General features: G+C 55.3%; 12 protein-coding genes and 1 riboswitch. Of the genes, 7 read left to right on the forward strand and 5 right to left on the reverse strand.

Features of this window, described 5'->3' with window-relative positions; translation table 11 throughout:
- Positions 1-12 precede the first annotated feature (12 nt).
- The 4 genes from K0I31_RS13415 to K0I31_RS13430 are packed head-to-tail and all read left to right on the forward strand — an operon-like array spanning position 13 to position 4371.
- Positions 13-2046, forward strand: a complete 2034-nt coding sequence (locus K0I31_RS13415) for an acetyl/propionyl/methylcrotonyl-CoA carboxylase subunit alpha (RefSeq protein WP_220078707.1) — start codon at positions 13-15, stop codon at positions 2044-2046.
- A gap of 2 nt (positions 2047-2048) precedes the next feature.
- Positions 2049-2954, forward strand: a complete 906-nt coding sequence (locus tag K0I31_RS13420; protein ID WP_220078708.1) for a hydroxymethylglutaryl-CoA lyase — start codon at positions 2049-2051, stop codon at positions 2952-2954.
- Between the two features lie 46 nt (positions 2955-3000).
- The gene (locus tag K0I31_RS13425) at positions 3001-3702 is read left to right on the forward strand and encodes a CoA transferase subunit A (RefSeq protein ID WP_144200389.1); all 702 of its coding nucleotides are present in this window, start codon (positions 3001-3003) and stop codon (positions 3700-3702) included.
- Positions 3703-3714: 12 nt separating this feature from the next.
- Positions 3715-4371, forward strand: a complete 657-nt coding sequence (locus K0I31_RS13430; protein ID WP_011866373.1) for a 3-oxoacid CoA-transferase subunit B — start codon at positions 3715-3717, stop codon at positions 4369-4371.
- A 108-nt stretch (positions 4372-4479) separates the two neighbouring features.
- Here the strand turns inward: K0I31_RS13430 and K0I31_RS13435 are convergent, their stop codons facing one another.
- Positions 4480-6054, reverse strand: a complete 1575-nt coding sequence (locus K0I31_RS13435) for a methyl-accepting chemotaxis protein (protein WP_220078709.1) — start codon at positions 6052-6054, stop codon at positions 4480-4482.
- 387 nt (positions 6055-6441) lie between these two features.
- On the opposite strand from K0I31_RS13435, the gene K0I31_RS13440 reads away from it, so the two are divergent.
- The gene (locus tag K0I31_RS13440) at positions 6442-7245 is read left to right on the forward strand and encodes a transporter substrate-binding domain-containing protein (protein WP_220078710.1); all 804 of its coding nucleotides are present in this window, start codon (positions 6442-6444) and stop codon (positions 7243-7245) included.
- A 181-nt stretch (positions 7246-7426) separates the two neighbouring features.
- On the opposite strand, the gene K0I31_RS13445 is transcribed toward K0I31_RS13440, so the two are convergent.
- A complete protein-coding gene (locus K0I31_RS13445; RefSeq protein WP_144200381.1) occupies positions 7427-8005 on the reverse strand; it encodes a thymidine kinase in 579 nt (192 codons plus the stop codon).
- Positions 8006-8905: 900 nt separating this feature from the next.
- On the opposite strand from K0I31_RS13445, the gene K0I31_RS13450 reads away from it, so the two are divergent.
- Both K0I31_RS13450 and K0I31_RS13455 read left to right on the forward strand, forming a co-directional pair.
- Positions 8906-10936, forward strand: a complete 2031-nt coding sequence (locus K0I31_RS13450; protein WP_220080854.1) for a multiheme c-type cytochrome — start codon at positions 8906-8908, stop codon at positions 10934-10936.
- A 185-nt stretch (positions 10937-11121) separates the two neighbouring features.
- Positions 11122-13266 carry a M3 family metallopeptidase gene (locus K0I31_RS13455; protein ID WP_220078711.1) on the forward strand — a complete coding sequence of 715 codons (2145 nt, stop codon included), beginning with the start codon at positions 11122-11124 and terminating at the stop codon, positions 13264-13266.
- Positions 13267-13371: 105 nt separating this feature from the next.
- Here K0I31_RS13455 and K0I31_RS13460 read toward each other — a convergent pair whose 3' ends face one another.
- From K0I31_RS13460 to K0I31_RS13470, 3 genes are all read right to left on the reverse strand, one after another.
- A complete protein-coding gene (locus K0I31_RS13460) occupies positions 13372-14937 on the reverse strand; it encodes a Na+/H+ antiporter NhaC family protein (protein WP_220078712.1) in 1566 nt (521 codons plus the stop codon).
- 78 nt (positions 14938-15015) lie between these two features.
- Positions 15016-15232, reverse strand: a riboswitch (Lysine riboswitch).
- Positions 15233-15380: 148 nt separating this feature from the next.
- Positions 15381-16304: an electron transfer flavoprotein subunit alpha/FixB family protein gene (locus tag K0I31_RS13465; protein WP_220078713.1), complete on the reverse strand. Its 924-nt coding sequence runs from the start codon at positions 16302-16304 to the stop codon at positions 15381-15383.
- A complete protein-coding gene (locus K0I31_RS13470; RefSeq protein WP_011866381.1) occupies positions 16305-17054 on the reverse strand; it encodes an electron transfer flavoprotein subunit beta/FixA family protein in 750 nt (249 codons plus the stop codon).
- Between the last annotated feature and the right edge of the window lie 306 nt (positions 17055-17360).

Consider the following 17360-nt stretch of genomic DNA (forward strand, 5'->3'; position numbering starts at 1 on the left):
GAGCACGCTAACATGTTTACCAAATTATTGATCGCCAACCGCGGCGAAATCGCCTGCAGAATCATCAAGACCGCACAGGTCATGGGCATCAAGACCGTCGCCCTCTACTCGGACGCCGACAAGGACGCCCGCCATGTGGCCATGGCCGATGAGTCCTTTTACCTGGGCGGCAGCGCCCCGAGCGAGTCTTACCTCAAGGGCGAGTTAATCCTGGAGATCGCCAAGCGCAGCGGCGCCCAGGCTATTCACCCTGGCTACGGCTTCCTGTCGGAAAACGCCGATTTTGCCCGCCAGTGTGAGCAGGCCGGTATCGCCTTCGTCGGCCCGAGCGCCGATGCAATCGATGCCATGGGCAGCAAGAGCGCCGCCAAGATCATCATGGAGCAGGCCAATGTGCCTCTTGTACCGGGTTATCACGGCGACGACCAGAGCGACGAGGTGCTGCTCAAGGCCTCTAAAGAGATAGGCTTCCCTCAGCTGATCAAGGCCGCCTACGGCGGTGGTGGTAAAGGGATGCGTATCGTCGAGTCCGAGTCTGAGGCCCTGGAGGCGATCAACTCGGCCCGCCGCGAAGCCGCCTCCTCCTTTGGCAACGACAAGCTGCTGATCGAGCGCTACCTGAGACAGCCTCGCCACGTGGAGGTGCAGGTGTTTGCCGATACCCAGGGCAACTGCATCTATCTGTCGGATCGCGACTGCTCCATCCAGCGTCGTCACCAGAAGGTGGTCGAAGAAGCTCCGGCCCCAGGCCTGTCTGACAGCCTGCGCCGCGCCATGGGCGAGGCCGCCGTGGCCGCCGCCAAGGCGATCGACTATGTAGGCGCCGGCACGGTGGAATTTCTGCTGGACACCCATGCGACCAATGAGAACAACAGCTTCTACTTCATGGAGATGAACACCCGTCTGCAGGTGGAACATCCGGTAACTGAGATGGTCACAGGCCAAGACTTAGTCAAGTGGCAGCTCATGGTTGCCAGCGGCAGCGAGCTGCCCCTGAGCCAGGAGGATGTGCGCATCCACGGCCACTCCTTCGAGGTACGTATCTACGCCGAAGATCCGCAGAACGAGTTCCTGCCCGCCAGCGGCAAGCTCAACTTCCTGCGTGAGCCGGAGCAGAACCGCTATGTGCGCATCGATTCCGGCATCCGCGAGAACGATGTGATCAGTAACTTCTACGACCCTATGATCGCCAAGCTGATTGTCTGGGACGAGTCGCGCCCCCGCGCCCTACAGCGCCTGGTGCACGCCCTGGAGTCGTACCAGATCAGCGGCCTCAAGCACAACATTGAGTTTCTGGCCAACATCGCCGAGCACAAAGCCTTCAGCCAGGCGGATTTCAGCACAGACTTTATCGAGCGTTATGGCGACACCCTGATAGGTGCCAACCTGGATGGCGACAACAGCCATGAGCAGAATGGCGCCCTGGCCTTCGCCGCCCTCTATCACCTGTGCGCCCAGAAGGAACAGGCCAAGCTTACCGCCATCAACAGCCAGGATCCTTACTCACCCTGGGGACAGGTGAGCGGCTTCAGGCTCAACCGCAGCGGCATGCATCAGCTGTCTCTGCTGGACGACGAGCATGAGGTGCAGCACCTGACCCTGAGCCAGATTGGCGATTGCTACTACCTGAACCTTAACGATCAACAACTGACCCTGAGCGGCGAGCTGAAGCAAGATCTGCTGCACGCCGAGATCAACGGCCACAAGAGCAAGATCCCGGTCAGCCGCGAAGGCGACGACTTCACCCTCTTCCTGCCAAGCGGCAGCTATCACTTCCGCGCCCTGCAGACAGAGGTCGTAGAAGAGCAAGCCAACAGCGAAGACAAGCTCAAGGCGCCGATGAACGGCACTATCGTCACTCACCTGGTCGAGGTGGGCGATGAGGTCGAGGCGGGTCAAGGCCTAATGGTGATGGAAGCGATGAAGATGGAATACACCATAGAGGCGCCGTTTGATGGCAAAGTCGCTGCCTTCTTCTTCCAGCCAGGCGAATTGGTGAGCGATGGTGCCCTGCTGCTCGAAGTCACTGCGAAAGAGGACGCTTAACCATGTCCGTGACGAACAGCTATCCAAGCAAGGTCAGCATCTTCGAGGTCGGCGCCCGCGACGGCCTGCAGAACGAGAAGGCGGTCACCACCGCCGACAAGCTAGCTCTAATTGACCAACTGGGCGCGGCGGGCCTGACCCGCATCGAGGCCGGCAGTTTCGTCTCCCCCAAGTGGGTGCCGCAGATGGCCGACTCGGGCGATATCTTCCGCCAGCTTTCTAAACGCCCGGGCGTGGTATACAGCGCCCTGACTCCTAACCTCAAGGGGCTGGAACTTGCGCTTGACGCCGGGGCCGACGAGGTTGCCATCTTCGGCGCCGCCTCGCAGAGCTTTAGCCAGCGTAACATCAACTGCTCTATCGAGGAGTCGATCGAGCGCTTCATCCCTGTGATGGAGGCGGCTCAGGCGAAACAGATCCCCGTGCGCGGCTATGTGTCCTGCGTGCTGGGCTGTCCCTACGAGGGCGAGATCCAGGTCGAGGAAGTGGCTCGCGTGGCAGAGATCCTTTACAAAATGGGCTGCTACGAGATCTCTCTGGGTGACACCATAGGCGTTGGCACCCCCTTAAATGCCCGTAGAATGGTGGAAGCGGTCGCGCGAAGGGTGCCGGTGGAGAAACTGGCGCTACACTTTCATGACACCTATGGTCAGGCATTAGCCAATATTCTTGCCTGCCTGGAGACTGGCGTCAGCGTCATCGACAGCTCGGTGGCCGGCCTGGGTGGCTGCCCTTATGCCAAAGGCGCATCGGGTAACCTGGCCACGGAAGATCTGGTCTATATGCTCCACGGCATGGGAATAGAGACAGGTGTGGATCTTAACGCCCTGATCACCGCGGGCAACAACATCAGCCAGGCGCTTGGCAGAGTCAGCGGTGCCAAGGTCGCACGCGCGCTAACAGAATAATAGGGTTGGGCTCAGGCCCGACTCACGCTCAAAGGAGATAATGATAATGGCAGGACTCAATAAGCTGGTCGCCAGCTATGAAGAAGCATTGGAAGGTCTGACAGACAACATGACCGTCATGGTCGGTGGTTTCGGCCTCTGCGGTATTCCCGAAGGCTTGATCGCCCAGATGGTCAAGAGTGGTGCCAAGGGGCTCACCGCCATCTCGAATAACGCCGGGGTAGACGATTTTGGCCTGGGGCTGCTGCTCAAGAGCCGCCAGATCAGCACCATGATCGCCTCCTATGTGGGCGAAAACGCCACCTTCGAGCAGCAGATGCTCTCGGGTGAACTCAACGTGATCCTCACGCCGCAAGGCACGCTAGCCGAGAAGATCCGCGCCGGCGGCGCCGGTATCCCCGCCTTCTTCACCGCGACGGGTTACGGCACCCCAGTGGCCGAAGGCAAGGAAACCCGTGAGATCGATGGTCGTCACTATGTGCTGGAACCTGCGCTGACCGCAGACTTCGCCCTGGTGCGCGCCTGGAAGGCCGATACCATGGGTAACCTGGTGTTTCGCAAGACGGCGGCTAACTTCAACCCTATGATGGCCACGGCCGGTAAGATCACTGTGGTCGAAGCCGAGCATATCGTCGAGCCGGGCGAGCTGGATCCCGACCATATCCATACACCAGGCATCTATGTGGATCGCCTGATCCAAGGTACGTTCGAGAAGCGTATCGAGCAGCGCACAGTGAAGAGCAAATAGGGAGGAGACACCATGGCTTTATCGAGAGAACAACTGGCACAGCGTGTTTCCCAGGAGCTACAGGATGGTTTTTATGTCAACCTGGGCATTGGCATCCCGACGCTGGTCGCCAACTATATTCCCGAAGGCATGCAGGTGATGCTGCAGTCGGAAAACGGCCTGCTCGGCATGGGTGAATTCCCCACCGAAGAGACCATAGACGCCGATTTGATCAACGCGGGTAAGCAGACGGTCACCGCCGTCCCCGGCGCCTCCTTCTTCTCCTCGGCCGAGAGCTTCGCCATGATCCGCGGTGGTCATGTGGATCTCACCGTGCTGGGCGCCTTCGAGGTGGACGTAGAGGGCTCAATCGCCTCCTGGATGATCCCCGGCAAGCTGATCAAAGGCATGGGCGGCGCCATGGATCTGGTGGCCGGTGCCGACAATATTATCGTCACCATGATGCACGCCGATAAGCACGGCAACTCTAAGCTACTGCCTAAGTGTGAGCTGCCGCTGACCGGCTATGGCTGCATCAAGCGCGTGCTGACTGACCTTGCCTTCCTGGAGATCAAAGATGGCGCCTTCCACCTGCTGGAACGTGCCCCAGGCGTGAGCGTCGAGGAGATCGTAGAGAAGACCGCCGGCAAGCTTATCGTGCCTGAGCATGTACCTGAGATGCAGCTCTAATCCCTAGGCTTTAAGCCTCAAAAGAGAATCCTCAAAAGAAAAGCCCAGAGTGAACTCTGGGCTTTTTTATTACCGAAAACTAACGCTTAGGCATTCCCTAGGCATTGGTTAGGCATTGGCGCGGTGCACCGCCTGACGCCAGAACTGACGCGCTAGCTGGCGTGACTCCATCGACTTGAGTGAGCTGCGCTCGCCAAGCTGCCTATCGGCCTGGGACTGGGCAAAGCCTTCGCTGGCCAGCTCGCTGATCGCCTGCAGCGAATCACTGATATCTACCGCTGCCAATCCCTGCTCCTGCATGGCATCGGCGCTCAGCTCCGTCATCTGATTGATCTTATCGATACGGGTCACCAGCTCGGCAAACACGGCCTCGGCCTGCTTCACCAGCTGCACCGCCTGGGTCGCCTGACGCTGACCCGCGGTCAGTGTGTTCGCCGCATTAGCCGTGCTCTGCTGGAACTTGGCGATGATGGCATCGATCTGACTGGTGGAATCTGCAGTGCGCGCCGATAGCTGGCGCACCTCGTCCGCTACCACGGCGAAGCCCCGACCCGACTCACCGGCCCGCGCCGCCTCGATGGCGGCGTTAAGCGCCAGTAGGTTGGTCTGCTCGGCAATCTTAGTGATCACCTCAAGCACCTGATTGATGGCCACGCTGTCATGCTCTATCTCGCTGACCACCTGGGCAAAGTTGCCCACCTCTTTGTGTAGCTCATCTATGCTGGCCACCACAGCATCGAGCTGCTCATAGCCCTGCAGCACAGCCGCCTGGCTGGCCTCCACATCCGCCGAGACCTGCTTAAGCTGTTGACCCAGCTCGTTAAAGCTGGCGGTCAGCTCCTCCACCGCCGCCGCGGCCTGGGCCGTCTGTTGATTCTGACCATCAGCGCGATCCGCCGTGGCCGTAATAGAGCCGAGCAGGGCATCGCTGTCCCTGGCGATGACGCTTGAGGCATCTGTCATCCGCCCTACCACCCCGGCGATCTCCGCCGTGGTGAACTCCATGGCAAATTGAATGTTGCCCAGCTCATCCCGCCGCCCGGCATAGATGTGTCTGGCCACTGGGTCTGACACGATAGCGAGCGCATGGTCATTCAGCGCCCGCAGCGGTGTTAGGAGGAGCCTCATGCCGATCGCCAACAGAGGCGCGCAGATCAGTGCCAACCAGGGGGAGATGTTACTCAGGCCAATGGCCAATATAAGGCAAAGAAGAGCAAACAGGGTCAGCTTGCCGCCATAACTGAGCTTGGCATCCTTGATCTCGCTGCGCTGCTCTGACTTATTCAGGCTCTGATAGATATCGCTGGCACGCTCCACCTGGGCCTGACTCGCCCGGCGGCGCACCGATTGATACTCCTTGACCTGACCATTCTCCATCACGGGCGCCACATAGGCATTGACCCAGTAGTAGGAGCCATCTTTACAGCGATTCTTCACCACCCCCAGCCAGGATTGCTTCTGCGCCAGGCGCTGCCACAAGATGGCAAAGGCGGCCTTGGGCATGTCGGGATGGCGCACTATGTTGTGGGGCTGCCTGACCAGCTCCTCCTCGGAAAACCCACAGATACGGCAAAAATCCTCATTGGCATAGCCGATATTGCCCTTGAGATCCGTCGTGGACAGCAGAATATCATCGTCGGTCAGCACGACCTCGTTGTCTATCACGGGTTGATTGTTTCGCATTGCATTTTAGTTAGTTATCCAAGCGGTGACTGAATTTTGACGCCTGACAATTCATTGGCAATTGATCTAAAGCAATGTTTCTGTATCAAGAAAGGTTACAACTGTTGATTTTTTGAGCCAGATCTCATAGGAGCTATCTTTCAACAGCTACTAATTAAGGCGTTAATAATAAAGATTATTTCCACCTAATTCGTTGAATTTATGACCACAAAATACCTTGTAACAGCTTTTGTTTGCTATTTACGTCTAATCCACACTATTATCATGGCCTTTAGCGACGACGCGCCTGCCAGGGTGGCCCATAGCGCGTTCGCCATCAAGATGACAAAACCAACTAAACTAAAGCCGTATGAGTGAAATGATGAAATTTGCAGGCCACCTCAACTGATGCGCTATTTTGCCTACAAGACGCAGCTCCTTGTCGCCCTCCTCCTCTTTTTGAGCCTGCCGGCGCCGGCGCAGAATACCCCAGCGGCGCGCTGCGGCGTGGCCACAGGATTTCCCCCCTATCAGTTTTCCTCAGGCGGTGAGACCACAGGCTTCGATGCCGACGTGGCCAGGCTGATCTTCAAGCGTCTTGGCATGCCGTTTCAGTTTCGGCAGCAGGCCTGGGATCTGGTGTTCAACGAACTCAGGTTTGGTGATATTGAGCTGATCGCCGGTATGGAGATCAACGCCCTCAGGACCAAGTTTTTCGACTTCACCCGGCCTTACTACTATCGATATGACGTGATCTTCATTCTCGAAGACAATCAGCAGATCACTAAGCTGGAAGATCTTCATAACCAGTTTGTCAGCGGCGATCGCCACTCTTACATAGAGACCCACTGGAAGGAGCTGGGCACACTGTACGATTTTCGCATCATTGCCACTCCGAGCAAGGAGAGGTCGATGCAGCTGTTAAAAGAGGGCAAGATCCAGGCGGCCATAATGCCCAAGGCAGTCGGCCTCTACCTGGCGCAGCAGATGGGGATACAAGTTAAGATACTGGACAACCCGGACCCGGGCTCGCCGGTGGCTTTCGCCGTCAAACGCGGTAATCATCAACTGCTGACACAGATCGATGAGGCGCTGGAGGCGCTGATCAGCGAAGGCGAGATACAACGCCTCTATGAGAAATGGTTTCCCGAACATCCCCAGCGCCATGACGAGAAAGCCGACGAGGTGAAGGGCTCGCCACTCACCTCATAAATCTATTCACCTCATAAACCTTTTCACCTCTTAAACCTATTCACCTAATGCTCTGACACACCCCATAATCCCATTCGGCGGTTAGCGTCGCTGACAACCAGAGCATATTTAAAACACTAGGCCATTAAAAAAGCCACCCCAAGTGGTGGCTTCTTTAGCGGTGCGATCACCATGGCGGGCATTAATCCCACAGGAATTCGCGGAAATGCTTACGGCAGACTGACTCGTAACTCTCGTTGCCGCCGATGGCCACCTGTTCACCCTCTTTCATCGGACGGCCTTCGCCGTCGAGTCTCACCACCATGTTGGCCTTGCGACCACAGTGACATATGGTCTTGAGTTCCACCAGCTTATCGGCCCAGGCTAACAGGTACTGGCTGCCACTAAACAGCTCACCCTGGAAATCTGTCTTCAGGCCATAACAGAGCACGGGAATATCCATCACATCGACCACATAGGTCAGCTGTCTCACCTGCTCCTTGCTGAGAAACTGCGACTCATCGATCAAGATGCAGTGCAGGGTCTGTGCCTGACAGGCAGTTTTGACCATCTCGATCAGGTTATCGTCGCTGGCAAACACCTGAGCATCTGTCTCGATACCGATACGAGACGCCACCTTCCCCACGCCGTAGCGGTCATCGATCGACGCCGTCATGACCAAGGTATTCATGCCACGCTCGCGATAGTTATAGGAAGATTGAAGCAGTGAGGTAGATTTGCCGGCGTTCATTGCCGAATAGTAAAAATAGAGCTGTGCCAAAGCGAGTAGTCCCCTGATTATTGTTATCGAGCGATTCTATCACCATCTTGCGCCAATTAGCAGCGCCAAAGGCCTTAGCATTGGGCGATGCCGCACATTATCATGCTTTCCCCTCGCTTTATCCTTGACGGTTAACAAGCTCGAAGCAAAGCCATAGACAAAAGAGTGGAAGGGCAAAGGATAGTTGGAAGGTGAAAGCTTAGAAGACAGACACTCGCCAATAGCCAGCCACTAAGCCTAAAAGGCGAAAAGGCGAAAAGGCGAAAGTGATTAGAGAGTAACAGGAAAACAAGACAGAGGAATAGGCAAGCTAGAGGCCTATTCCCTCGCTTGCTCGGCAATAGACTCGCTTGCCGCCCCTCTTGACCCTCAGCTCCTAGCCCTTAGCTAGTGGCTTTTGGCGCTTCGTCCTTCCCTATGGTTTTTCGACATTCCCTTTGCCCACTCAGTTGTTCCCTCAAATGTTCCTCCTAATGTCCCAACTAATGTCCCTTCAGGTGTCCCTTCAAATATCCCCAAAGGGCCTTTAACTATGCCCCAGGCCAAGATGTTACAAAAATGCAAACCCAAGCTTAATTTAACCTTAATTTAAACTTAACAAACCTTAATCAAGTTATTGATTTTAAATAAATTTAACAAAAATGAGATCTACCTCCAAAGAGATACACCTTCCTGTGAATTGGGTCAAATAACCAACAGGGATTTAACAATACACTCATTTTCGAATCGATAGCTTTCGCATCCATTTTCTTTATCGATAGATGCATTAGCGTCGGTTTAAATAATAAATATAACCAGTATCCAAAAGGCTCGGGGTATGTGTTGAGACGAATGCCCTCCCCTGCAAGCAGTCGCCCTAAGGCATCACATCTGGCACTTTGGATCGAACGGAGATGAATGATGAAATTATTCACATCGAAAAGACTCGCCTACCTGGTCGCCGCCGTGCTGACCGGTGCGCTAGTAGGATGCAGTGGAGATGACGGTAAAGATGGTAAAGATGGGGTTGATGGTCAACCCGGCGCACCAGGCGAATCTTGGAAACCGCCGGTAGCTACCAGCTCTCTGGAGAGCTTCGTTAAGGTGATCGACTACACCTTGGGCGAAGGCACCATCAGCTTCGAATTCGAACTTACCAATGAAAACGAAGAGCTGGTCAACGGCCTGATGAACGCCGAAGGTAAAGTCGCCGCACTGACCGACAAAGGCTTTATCAACAACCGTAACGAAAGCCCAATCAACGAAGTGGAAGACAATGTCCACATCGGTGGCGCGGTAACCATGAGCACAGAGGGCGCGACACTGACCGCTCTGGGTGACGGCCACTACCGCTTCGATGCCCCTATGCCTGGGGTCAACGCCGGTACCGAAGGGATCGTCTGGCTACGTGTTGGCGGTAACAGCGAGTCGGGTATCGCCCGCTCAAATGAGATAGTGGTCAACAAGCCAGAAGGCGCCTTCTCGACCACCACGGAAGCCTGTTTCTCCTGTCACGTCGACTACTCGACCAGCCCTAATCGCCACTCAAGCTATGTGTCTCAAGGCATGGACGGCGAAGTCACCTTCGTCGAGGGCTGTATGGCCTGTCACGGTTCGGTGAGCCGTAATGTGGTGAATGAACAAGGCTTCTCAGTTGGCGGCTACGCCAGAAACACCCTCTCTAAGATAGGTCACATCAACCACCAGGAATTTGAGACCGGCTTTAGCGCCTTGAACTGTAGTTCTTGTCACAGCGAGCCAACCGTCAACGTCAACGTCGCCGGCCCAGGCTGTATCGACTGTCATGACACTGGCGGCATCCCAGGCGATATCGTTCTCGGCAATGGCTCAGATCTGCGTAAGCTACACGAAGCCAAGAGCGCCATCACCTCTAACCAAGCGCTCAAAGATAGCTACAAGGTGACGGGCACGGCGCCAGCCTGGTTCCCAGACTCAGGTGCTGCGGGTCAATGGTGTACCACACTGTCGCTGTTTAAGGTCGATGCCGAAGGCAAGGAAACCTTAGTCGACCTACATGAACTGTTTGATGATACCCAGACAATTCATAACCCTGACAAGCCAATTAACTATGTGGGCTCATACCTGCACGGTGTGTATAACGACAGCGTGATTGGCCGTGTTACAGGTGCCTATGATTACAGCTATGACGCAGAGGGTCGCAAGACCATGTGTTTTGCGCAAGATGCTGGCCACGGAAATCCACATGTCGTCGGCTCAACGCCGGATCTAACGGCTTGGGCTGATGCAGGCTTGATGGCCTCACTACGTGTCAGCTTCACCGCCAAAGACTACATGGGCGCCGAATCTGACGTGGTGACTATCCACGGCTACACTGATGTGGCATCACAAGCCGATGGCGCTGTGACAGCCTACGAGCGTCGTCACAACGTCGGCAGCGAGTCTTGCACCACCTGTCACAACAGCGAAGCCAACTTCCACAAGAATGGTAACTTCGCCGAAGGTGGTCTGGGCTGTGTGGCCTGTCACAACAATGGTCAGGATCGCCGCGCCGGCAACTCTTCACCAGGATTCGGTCCTATGGTGCACAGCATGCACTGGGGTGTGGGCAGCAAGAGCCTGGATGAGAATGGCAAGGAAGTGTCTAACTCTGCCAGCGTGATCGCACCGCAGACCGGCTGTGTGGCCTGTCACGACAGCGGTGTGGTTGACCTGAAAGCCGTACCAAATCAGTTCATCAAAGCACGTGCCTATGGTGTAAGCAACAAGATGGCCAGCCCAATCACGGCCAACTGTTACGCCTGCCATAACGATGACAGCGCGCTGAACCACATGATGCAAAACGGCGGTACCACCACGGAAGATGTACCTGCTACCGAGTGGTACAAGCTCAGCACCACCGAGTCCTGTGCAACCTGTCACGCCGAAGGCAGCAGTTTTGGTATCGAAAATTACCATAACTTTACCCGCTAACGCCTGAGGTGACAGCAAGGTAATTAAACACTATCCCTAGTTCCAACCAAAGGAGCCCTTCGCCAGGCTCCTTTTTTCTTGGCCCCAGTGGCCATTTTCAGCCTGAGTTAATTTACAAAAGCTACATTAACGCCAAACTCGCCCACATAAAAATAACAATCGCAAATCTAAGGAAGTTGTACTAGATGAAATTGAATCTTATCGCCTTTGCCGTCGTCGGCGCCTTATCGACCACACTGCTCCTCAGTGGTTGTCAATCAAGCAGCTCTACCACACAGGCCACCGCCAGCATCGAGACGCAAAACCCGCTGATGCAACCAAGCCCCCTGCAATATCAGGCCCCAGATTTTAGCCAGATCAAGGATGAGCATTTTAAGAGCGCCCTAGAGCAAGGCATCAATGAGCATTATGCCCAGGTGCTGACCATTGCCGACAACAGCGAACCCGCCACCTTTGCCAACACTATCGTGGCACTGGAGACCAGCGGCGAGCTGCTGACCCGCGCCTCCAAGGTGTTCTATAACCTAACAGGGTCAAACAGCAACCCAGCGCTGCGTAAGCTTCAGGGCGAGATGGCGCCTAAGATGGCCGCCCACTCGGACAACATCCACCTCAACGGCAAGCTATTTGCCCGCATCGATAGCCTGTATCAGAGCCGAAACACCTTAGGGCTGACCGCCGAAGAGGTGCGCCTCATCGAGATCTACCACCAACGCTTCGTCATGGCCGGTGCCAAGCTAACCGAGGCGCAAAAAGCGCAGATACGTCTGCTTAACGAAGAGCAATCTAAGCTTACCAATGAGTTTGGTCAGCGTCTGCTGAGACTCACCAAGGAGATCGCCGTCGTGATCGACAGAGTCGATGAGCTAAAGGGACTGTCAGACAGCGAGATCCGCGCCGCCAAGGCCGATGCCAGTGCCGCTGGCCATGAAGGCAAGTATCTCATCAATATCACCAATACCACCCGCCAACCTATCCTGGCCAAGCTTGAAAACCGTGAGCTGCGCCAGAAGGTGTGGCAGGCCTCATCGACTCGCGGCATGAGCGGTGAGAATGAGACTGCCTCACTGGTTGCCCGCCTAGCACAGCTTCGCGCCGAACGCGCCCAATTACTGGGTTACAAGAGCTGGGCCGACTACCGCCTGACGCCGCAGATGGCCAAGACCCCAGATGCCGTCTACCAGATGTTCGGCTCTATGGTGCCCGCCGTGGTGGCCAACACCCAGAAGGAAGCCGATGATATCCAGGCGATGATCGACAAGACTGGTGGCAACTTCACCCTGGCGCCATGGGACTGGGCGTTTTATGCCGAGAAGGTACGTAAAGACAAGTTCGACCTGGACGGCGCCGCCATCAAGCCCTATTTCGAGTTCAACCGCGTGCTGCAAGATGGCGTCTTTTTCACCCTGGAGCGTCTCTATGGTGTGACCCTCAAGCCGCGCCCCGACTTGCCTGTCTACCATGAAGATGTGAAGGCCTACGAGATGTTTGACGCCGACGGCAGCTCGATGGCGATCTTCTACGCCGACTACTTTGCCCGCGAAGGCAAGCGCGGCGGCGCCTGGATGAGCTCCTTCGTGACTCAGTCTAAGCTGCTAAACCAGAAGCCTGTGGTGGTCAACGTGATGAACATCAAGAAGGCGCCAGAGGGTGAGCCGACCTTCGTCAGCTACGACGAAGTGACCACCATGTTCCACGAGATGGGCCATGGCACCCACGGCATGTTCTCTAAGGTGACCTACCCTAGCCTGTCGGGCACGGCCGTGTCCCGCGACTTTGTGGAGTTCCCCTCGACCTTCGAAGAAGATTGGGCGGCCCACCCCGAGGTGCTGGCCAACTACGCCAAGCACTATGAGACAGGCGAGGTGATCCCCGCTGAGCTGCTACAGAAACTGCTGAAATCACGCAGCTTTAACCAAGGCTTCGACACCTTGGAATATATGGCGGCGGCCCTGGTGGATCTCGAGTGGCACTCACTGAGCGCCGACACTCCGATGCAGGATGTGGCCGAGTTCGAAGCCAAGGCACTTAAGAAACACGGCATCAATATCGCCGCCGTGCCGCCACGCTACAAGTCGACCTACTTCGCCCACGCCTTCCCGGGTGGCTATTCGGCCAGCTACTACGCCTACATGTGGAGTGAGATCCTGGCGGCCGACGCCTTCGCCTATGTGCAGACCCAGGGCGGCCTCAACCGCGAAATAGGTATGAAGTATCGCAAGACCATCCGCGAGGTGGGTAACAGCGTGCCGCCGATGGAAGCCTACAAGGCCTTCCGTGGTCAGGCACCGACCACTGATGCCCTGCTTCAGCGCCGTGGCCTCAACTAATTCCCGCCTCAACTCACTCCCCAGTAATGGGGAGTCACCCATAAAAAATGCCACTCGATGAGCGGCATTTTTATATCAATTGAACCTTGATTTGGCGTAGCTGAATTAAGCCGGGCGATTGGCCTTATGGCGCAGCACCAAAACGCTCACGACAAACAGCGTACTACAGGCCGCCAGACCGGCCCCCACAGATTCGGTAAAGCCCAGCACGGTATAACCCACCAAACTGATCCCCGCCACGATAAGGGCATAGGGCAGCTGAGTCAGCACATGGTCTATGTGGTGACAGTTGGCACCGGTAGAGGACAAGATGGTGGTATCCGAGATAGGCGAGCAGTGATCGCCAAACACGGCGCCCGCCAGCACAGAGGCCAGCATAGGCAACATCATGTTGGTATGGGTGCCCATGGCCATGTCGGCGGCGATTGGCAGCATGATGCCGAAGGTGCCCCAGCTGGTGCCAGTGGAGAAGGCGGTCAGGCCCGCCAGCACGAACAGTACGGCTGGCAGCAGCGCGAAGGGAATATTACCCGTCGCCAGGCTGGCCATATATTTACCCGTCTCCATCTGGCCTATCACACCTGCGATGGTCCAGGCGAACAGCAGAATATAGATGGCGGGCAGCATAGAGCGGGCACCGGCAATTACGCCTTTAAGAATAAGCGCCTTATCCAGTCCCTGACTGACCACCAATACCAAGGTCGCAGCCAGGCCAACCACGGCGCCGAAGAAGAGCGATGAGGCAACGTCTGTCTTCTCGAAGGCACCAATGACACTAAAGGGCAGGTTCTCCGCCGCAAGGGCATCGGCACCGCTAGCTATCATGAAGTAGATGGTGGCAAACACCAGCACAGTAATAGGCAGGAACAGGCCTAAGATCTTGCCTGAATCGGCCTCGGGCAGGTCGCTGTTAGCTCCTGGCGGCAGGCCCTTGGCCTCGTCATACAGATTGCCCTTCTGGGCATTGAGCTCATGCTGGCGCATGGGTCCCACATCCAGCCCCATGAAGGCTACGCAAAGCAGCAACACCAGGGCGAAGATGGCATAGAAGTTCATCGGGATCATCTGGATAAACACGCTCAGATGACCGCTGTCGGTGAAACCGTGGGCGGTGAGTATGCCGCCGATCAGCGCGATGATGTAGGCGCCCCAGCTAGAGACGGGCGAGATCACACAGATAGGCGCGGCAGTTGAGTCCAGCAGGTAAGCCAGTTTGCTGCGCGAAATATAGTATCTGTCGGTGAGGGGTCTGGCGACACTGCCCACCACCAGACTATTGAAGTAATCATCGATAAAGACCACGCAGCCCAGGAACATGGTAAGCAGCTTGGCATCACGCTTGTTGCGAATATGCTGGCGCGCCCAATCGGCAAAGGCCTTGGCGGCGCCGCTGACGGTGATCAGGGCGGTGATCATCCCAAGTAGAATCAAGAAGCCCAGCAGATAAACGTTCCAGCTGTTTAGGGCGCCATCATCCCAAAACAGGCCCACCACCTGCTGTCCCAAGTATTGACCCATATCCAACGGTGAAAAGTCGGCAATTAACAGTGCCCCCAGGAGGATCCCCACACCGAGTGAGAGCAGGACGCGGCGGGTAAAGATCGCCAGCAGAATCGCTACCACGGGCGGCAGCAAAGAAAGTGCCGAATCGGCATAACTCAAAGTTGTCATTGTAAAATTTTGTCTTCGTTAAAATACGAATGGAGGGCAACTGAACTGGTGGGATATAGCATGAGATATTACACCTGTCCTATCAGTAGCGCTCCATAGTGATACCCATTCTCGGTATACCTTCCACTTATCAATCCAGATAAGAAGCACTATGGCAGTGCTGCCTCTATTCGATGACAGCCCCAGCGGCAAGCCTTGATCAACTCCACCACTTCGGCACCAAATCCTTTCATATTCGCTTAACGGCATCACCCTAACGAATACTACTGATATTTAATGCACCTCTACGTCTCAGGACGCCTGCCAATGTCACTATCGGCAAACGTGAGGCACATAAAAACACAAGCGGCTTTAAGGACGCTACCTCAAAGCCGCTCCATGTGATCTATATCACACTAAATTTTAGATGAACACCAAAGTGCTCACCAAGCATTTACATTTTATTAAAGAAGTTCGAGTAGCTTAGGCACTGCCTCGAACAGATCCGCTTCCAGACCATAGTCGGCTACCTGGAAGATAGGCGCCTCTGGATCTTTGTTGATCGCCACGATCACCTTAGAATCTTTCATCCCCGCAAGGTGCTGGATGGCACCCGAGATACCCACGGCGATATAGAGATCCGGCGCGACAATCTTACCCGTCTGACCAACCTGTAGATCGTTCGGCACGTAACCGGCATCGACCGCGGCGCGCGATGCACCCAGTGCCCCGCCCAGCTTATCGGCTAACTGCTCGAGAATCGCGAAATTCTCGGCGCTGCCCATGGCGCGGCCACCTGAAACCACCACAGAGGCGGCGCCTAGATCTGGACGCTCTGACACTGACAGTGTCTGAGTTACAAACTCAACATCGCCGCTGTATTCGTTGTCCAGGGTCTGCACCGAGGCGCTACCGTCCTGGGCTACCGCATCGAAGGCGCTGGCACGAACCGTCATCACCTTGATGTTGTCAAGGCTCTGAACCGTCGCCATGGCGCTACCGGCATAGATAGGACGCACGAAGGTGTCTTCGCTCACCACTTCGACCACTTCAGAAAGCTGCGCCACATCCAGAAGCGCCGCCACACGAGGCAGCACATCTTTACCTACGCTTGAAGCCGCAGCCAGGATGTGTTGATACTCGCTGGCCACTGAGACGATCAGCTGTGACAGGTTTTCGGCGATGGCGTTGGCATAAACGCCGCTATCGGCAACCAGTACCTGACGTACACCGGCAAGCTGCTTGGCGCTTTCGGCCGCGGCGCCACAGTTATGACCGGCTACCAGCACATCGACTTCGCTGCCGATAGCCTGGGCACAAGCCACAACCTTGGCGGTATCGAGTTTTAAAGTCGCATTATCATGTTCTGCTATTACTAGAATCGCCATTTAGATCACCTTCGCTTCATTCTTTAGCTTTTCCACCAGCTCCTCAACAGAAGCCACCATAATACCCGCTTGACGCTCGGCAGGCGGTGTCACCTTGAGCACCTTCTGGTGCTGTTTCAGGGTCACGCCCAGGCTGTCTACCGTCACGGTATCGAGCGGCTTACGTTTCGCCTTCATGATGTTAGGTAATTTGGCATAGCGAGGCTCATTCAGACGCAGGTCTGTGGTGACAATCGCAGGCAGTGGCATCTTAAGGGTCTGCAGGCCGCCGTCGATTTCACGGGTCACCACAAGTTGTTCGCCCTCAACCTTCACCTCAGAGGCAAAGGTAGCCTGAGGCAGTCCAGCCAACGCCGCCAGCATCTGGCCAGTCTGGTTATTGTCGCCATCGATTGATTGCTTACCCAGCATGATCAGCTGAGCCTGTTCATTGGCTTGAATCGCATTAAGGATCTTTGCAATAGAAAGCGGCGCAAGCTCTTCGTCGGTTTCAACATGAATACCGCGGTCGGCGCCCAGCGCCATCGCCGTACGTAGCTGCTCTTGCGACGCCTTAGGCCCTATGGTTGCTACCACAATCTCGGTCGCAATACCTGCTTCTTTCAAACGTACCGCTTCTTCTACAGCAATCTCACAAAATGGGTTAATGGCCATCTTCAGATTTGCGGTATCGACATTTGTATTGTCAGCGTTAACCCTGACCTTCACATTAGCATCGACGACGCGTTTAACTGGCACCAATACTTTCATAAGGCTTCCTTCTTACGTCTTTATTCTGGATAACAAATAGTGCATAGCGAAACTATCACCAACTTATGCCACTTTACGTGCTGTTGACGTTAACGTCAACAGGAAGTCATCAGCATCTTTGTATCAGATCAAAAACAGCGTGTTTAGTGGGAAGTGAAGGGTCAAAAAGGGGCGAAAATAGAAAAGCTGAAATAAAATTTACATTAAAGCGTCAAATATTCATTTAATTCGTTTGATAAAACCTTTTTTAGTTTCTATTATTAGCCCTGTAATCCTATTTACTATTTTATTTTTAAGCAGGACATA

The sequence above is a fragment of the Shewanella spartinae genome, assembly GCF_019457555.1.
Classification (GTDB): domain Bacteria; phylum Pseudomonadota; class Gammaproteobacteria; order Enterobacterales; family Shewanellaceae; genus Shewanella; species Shewanella loihica.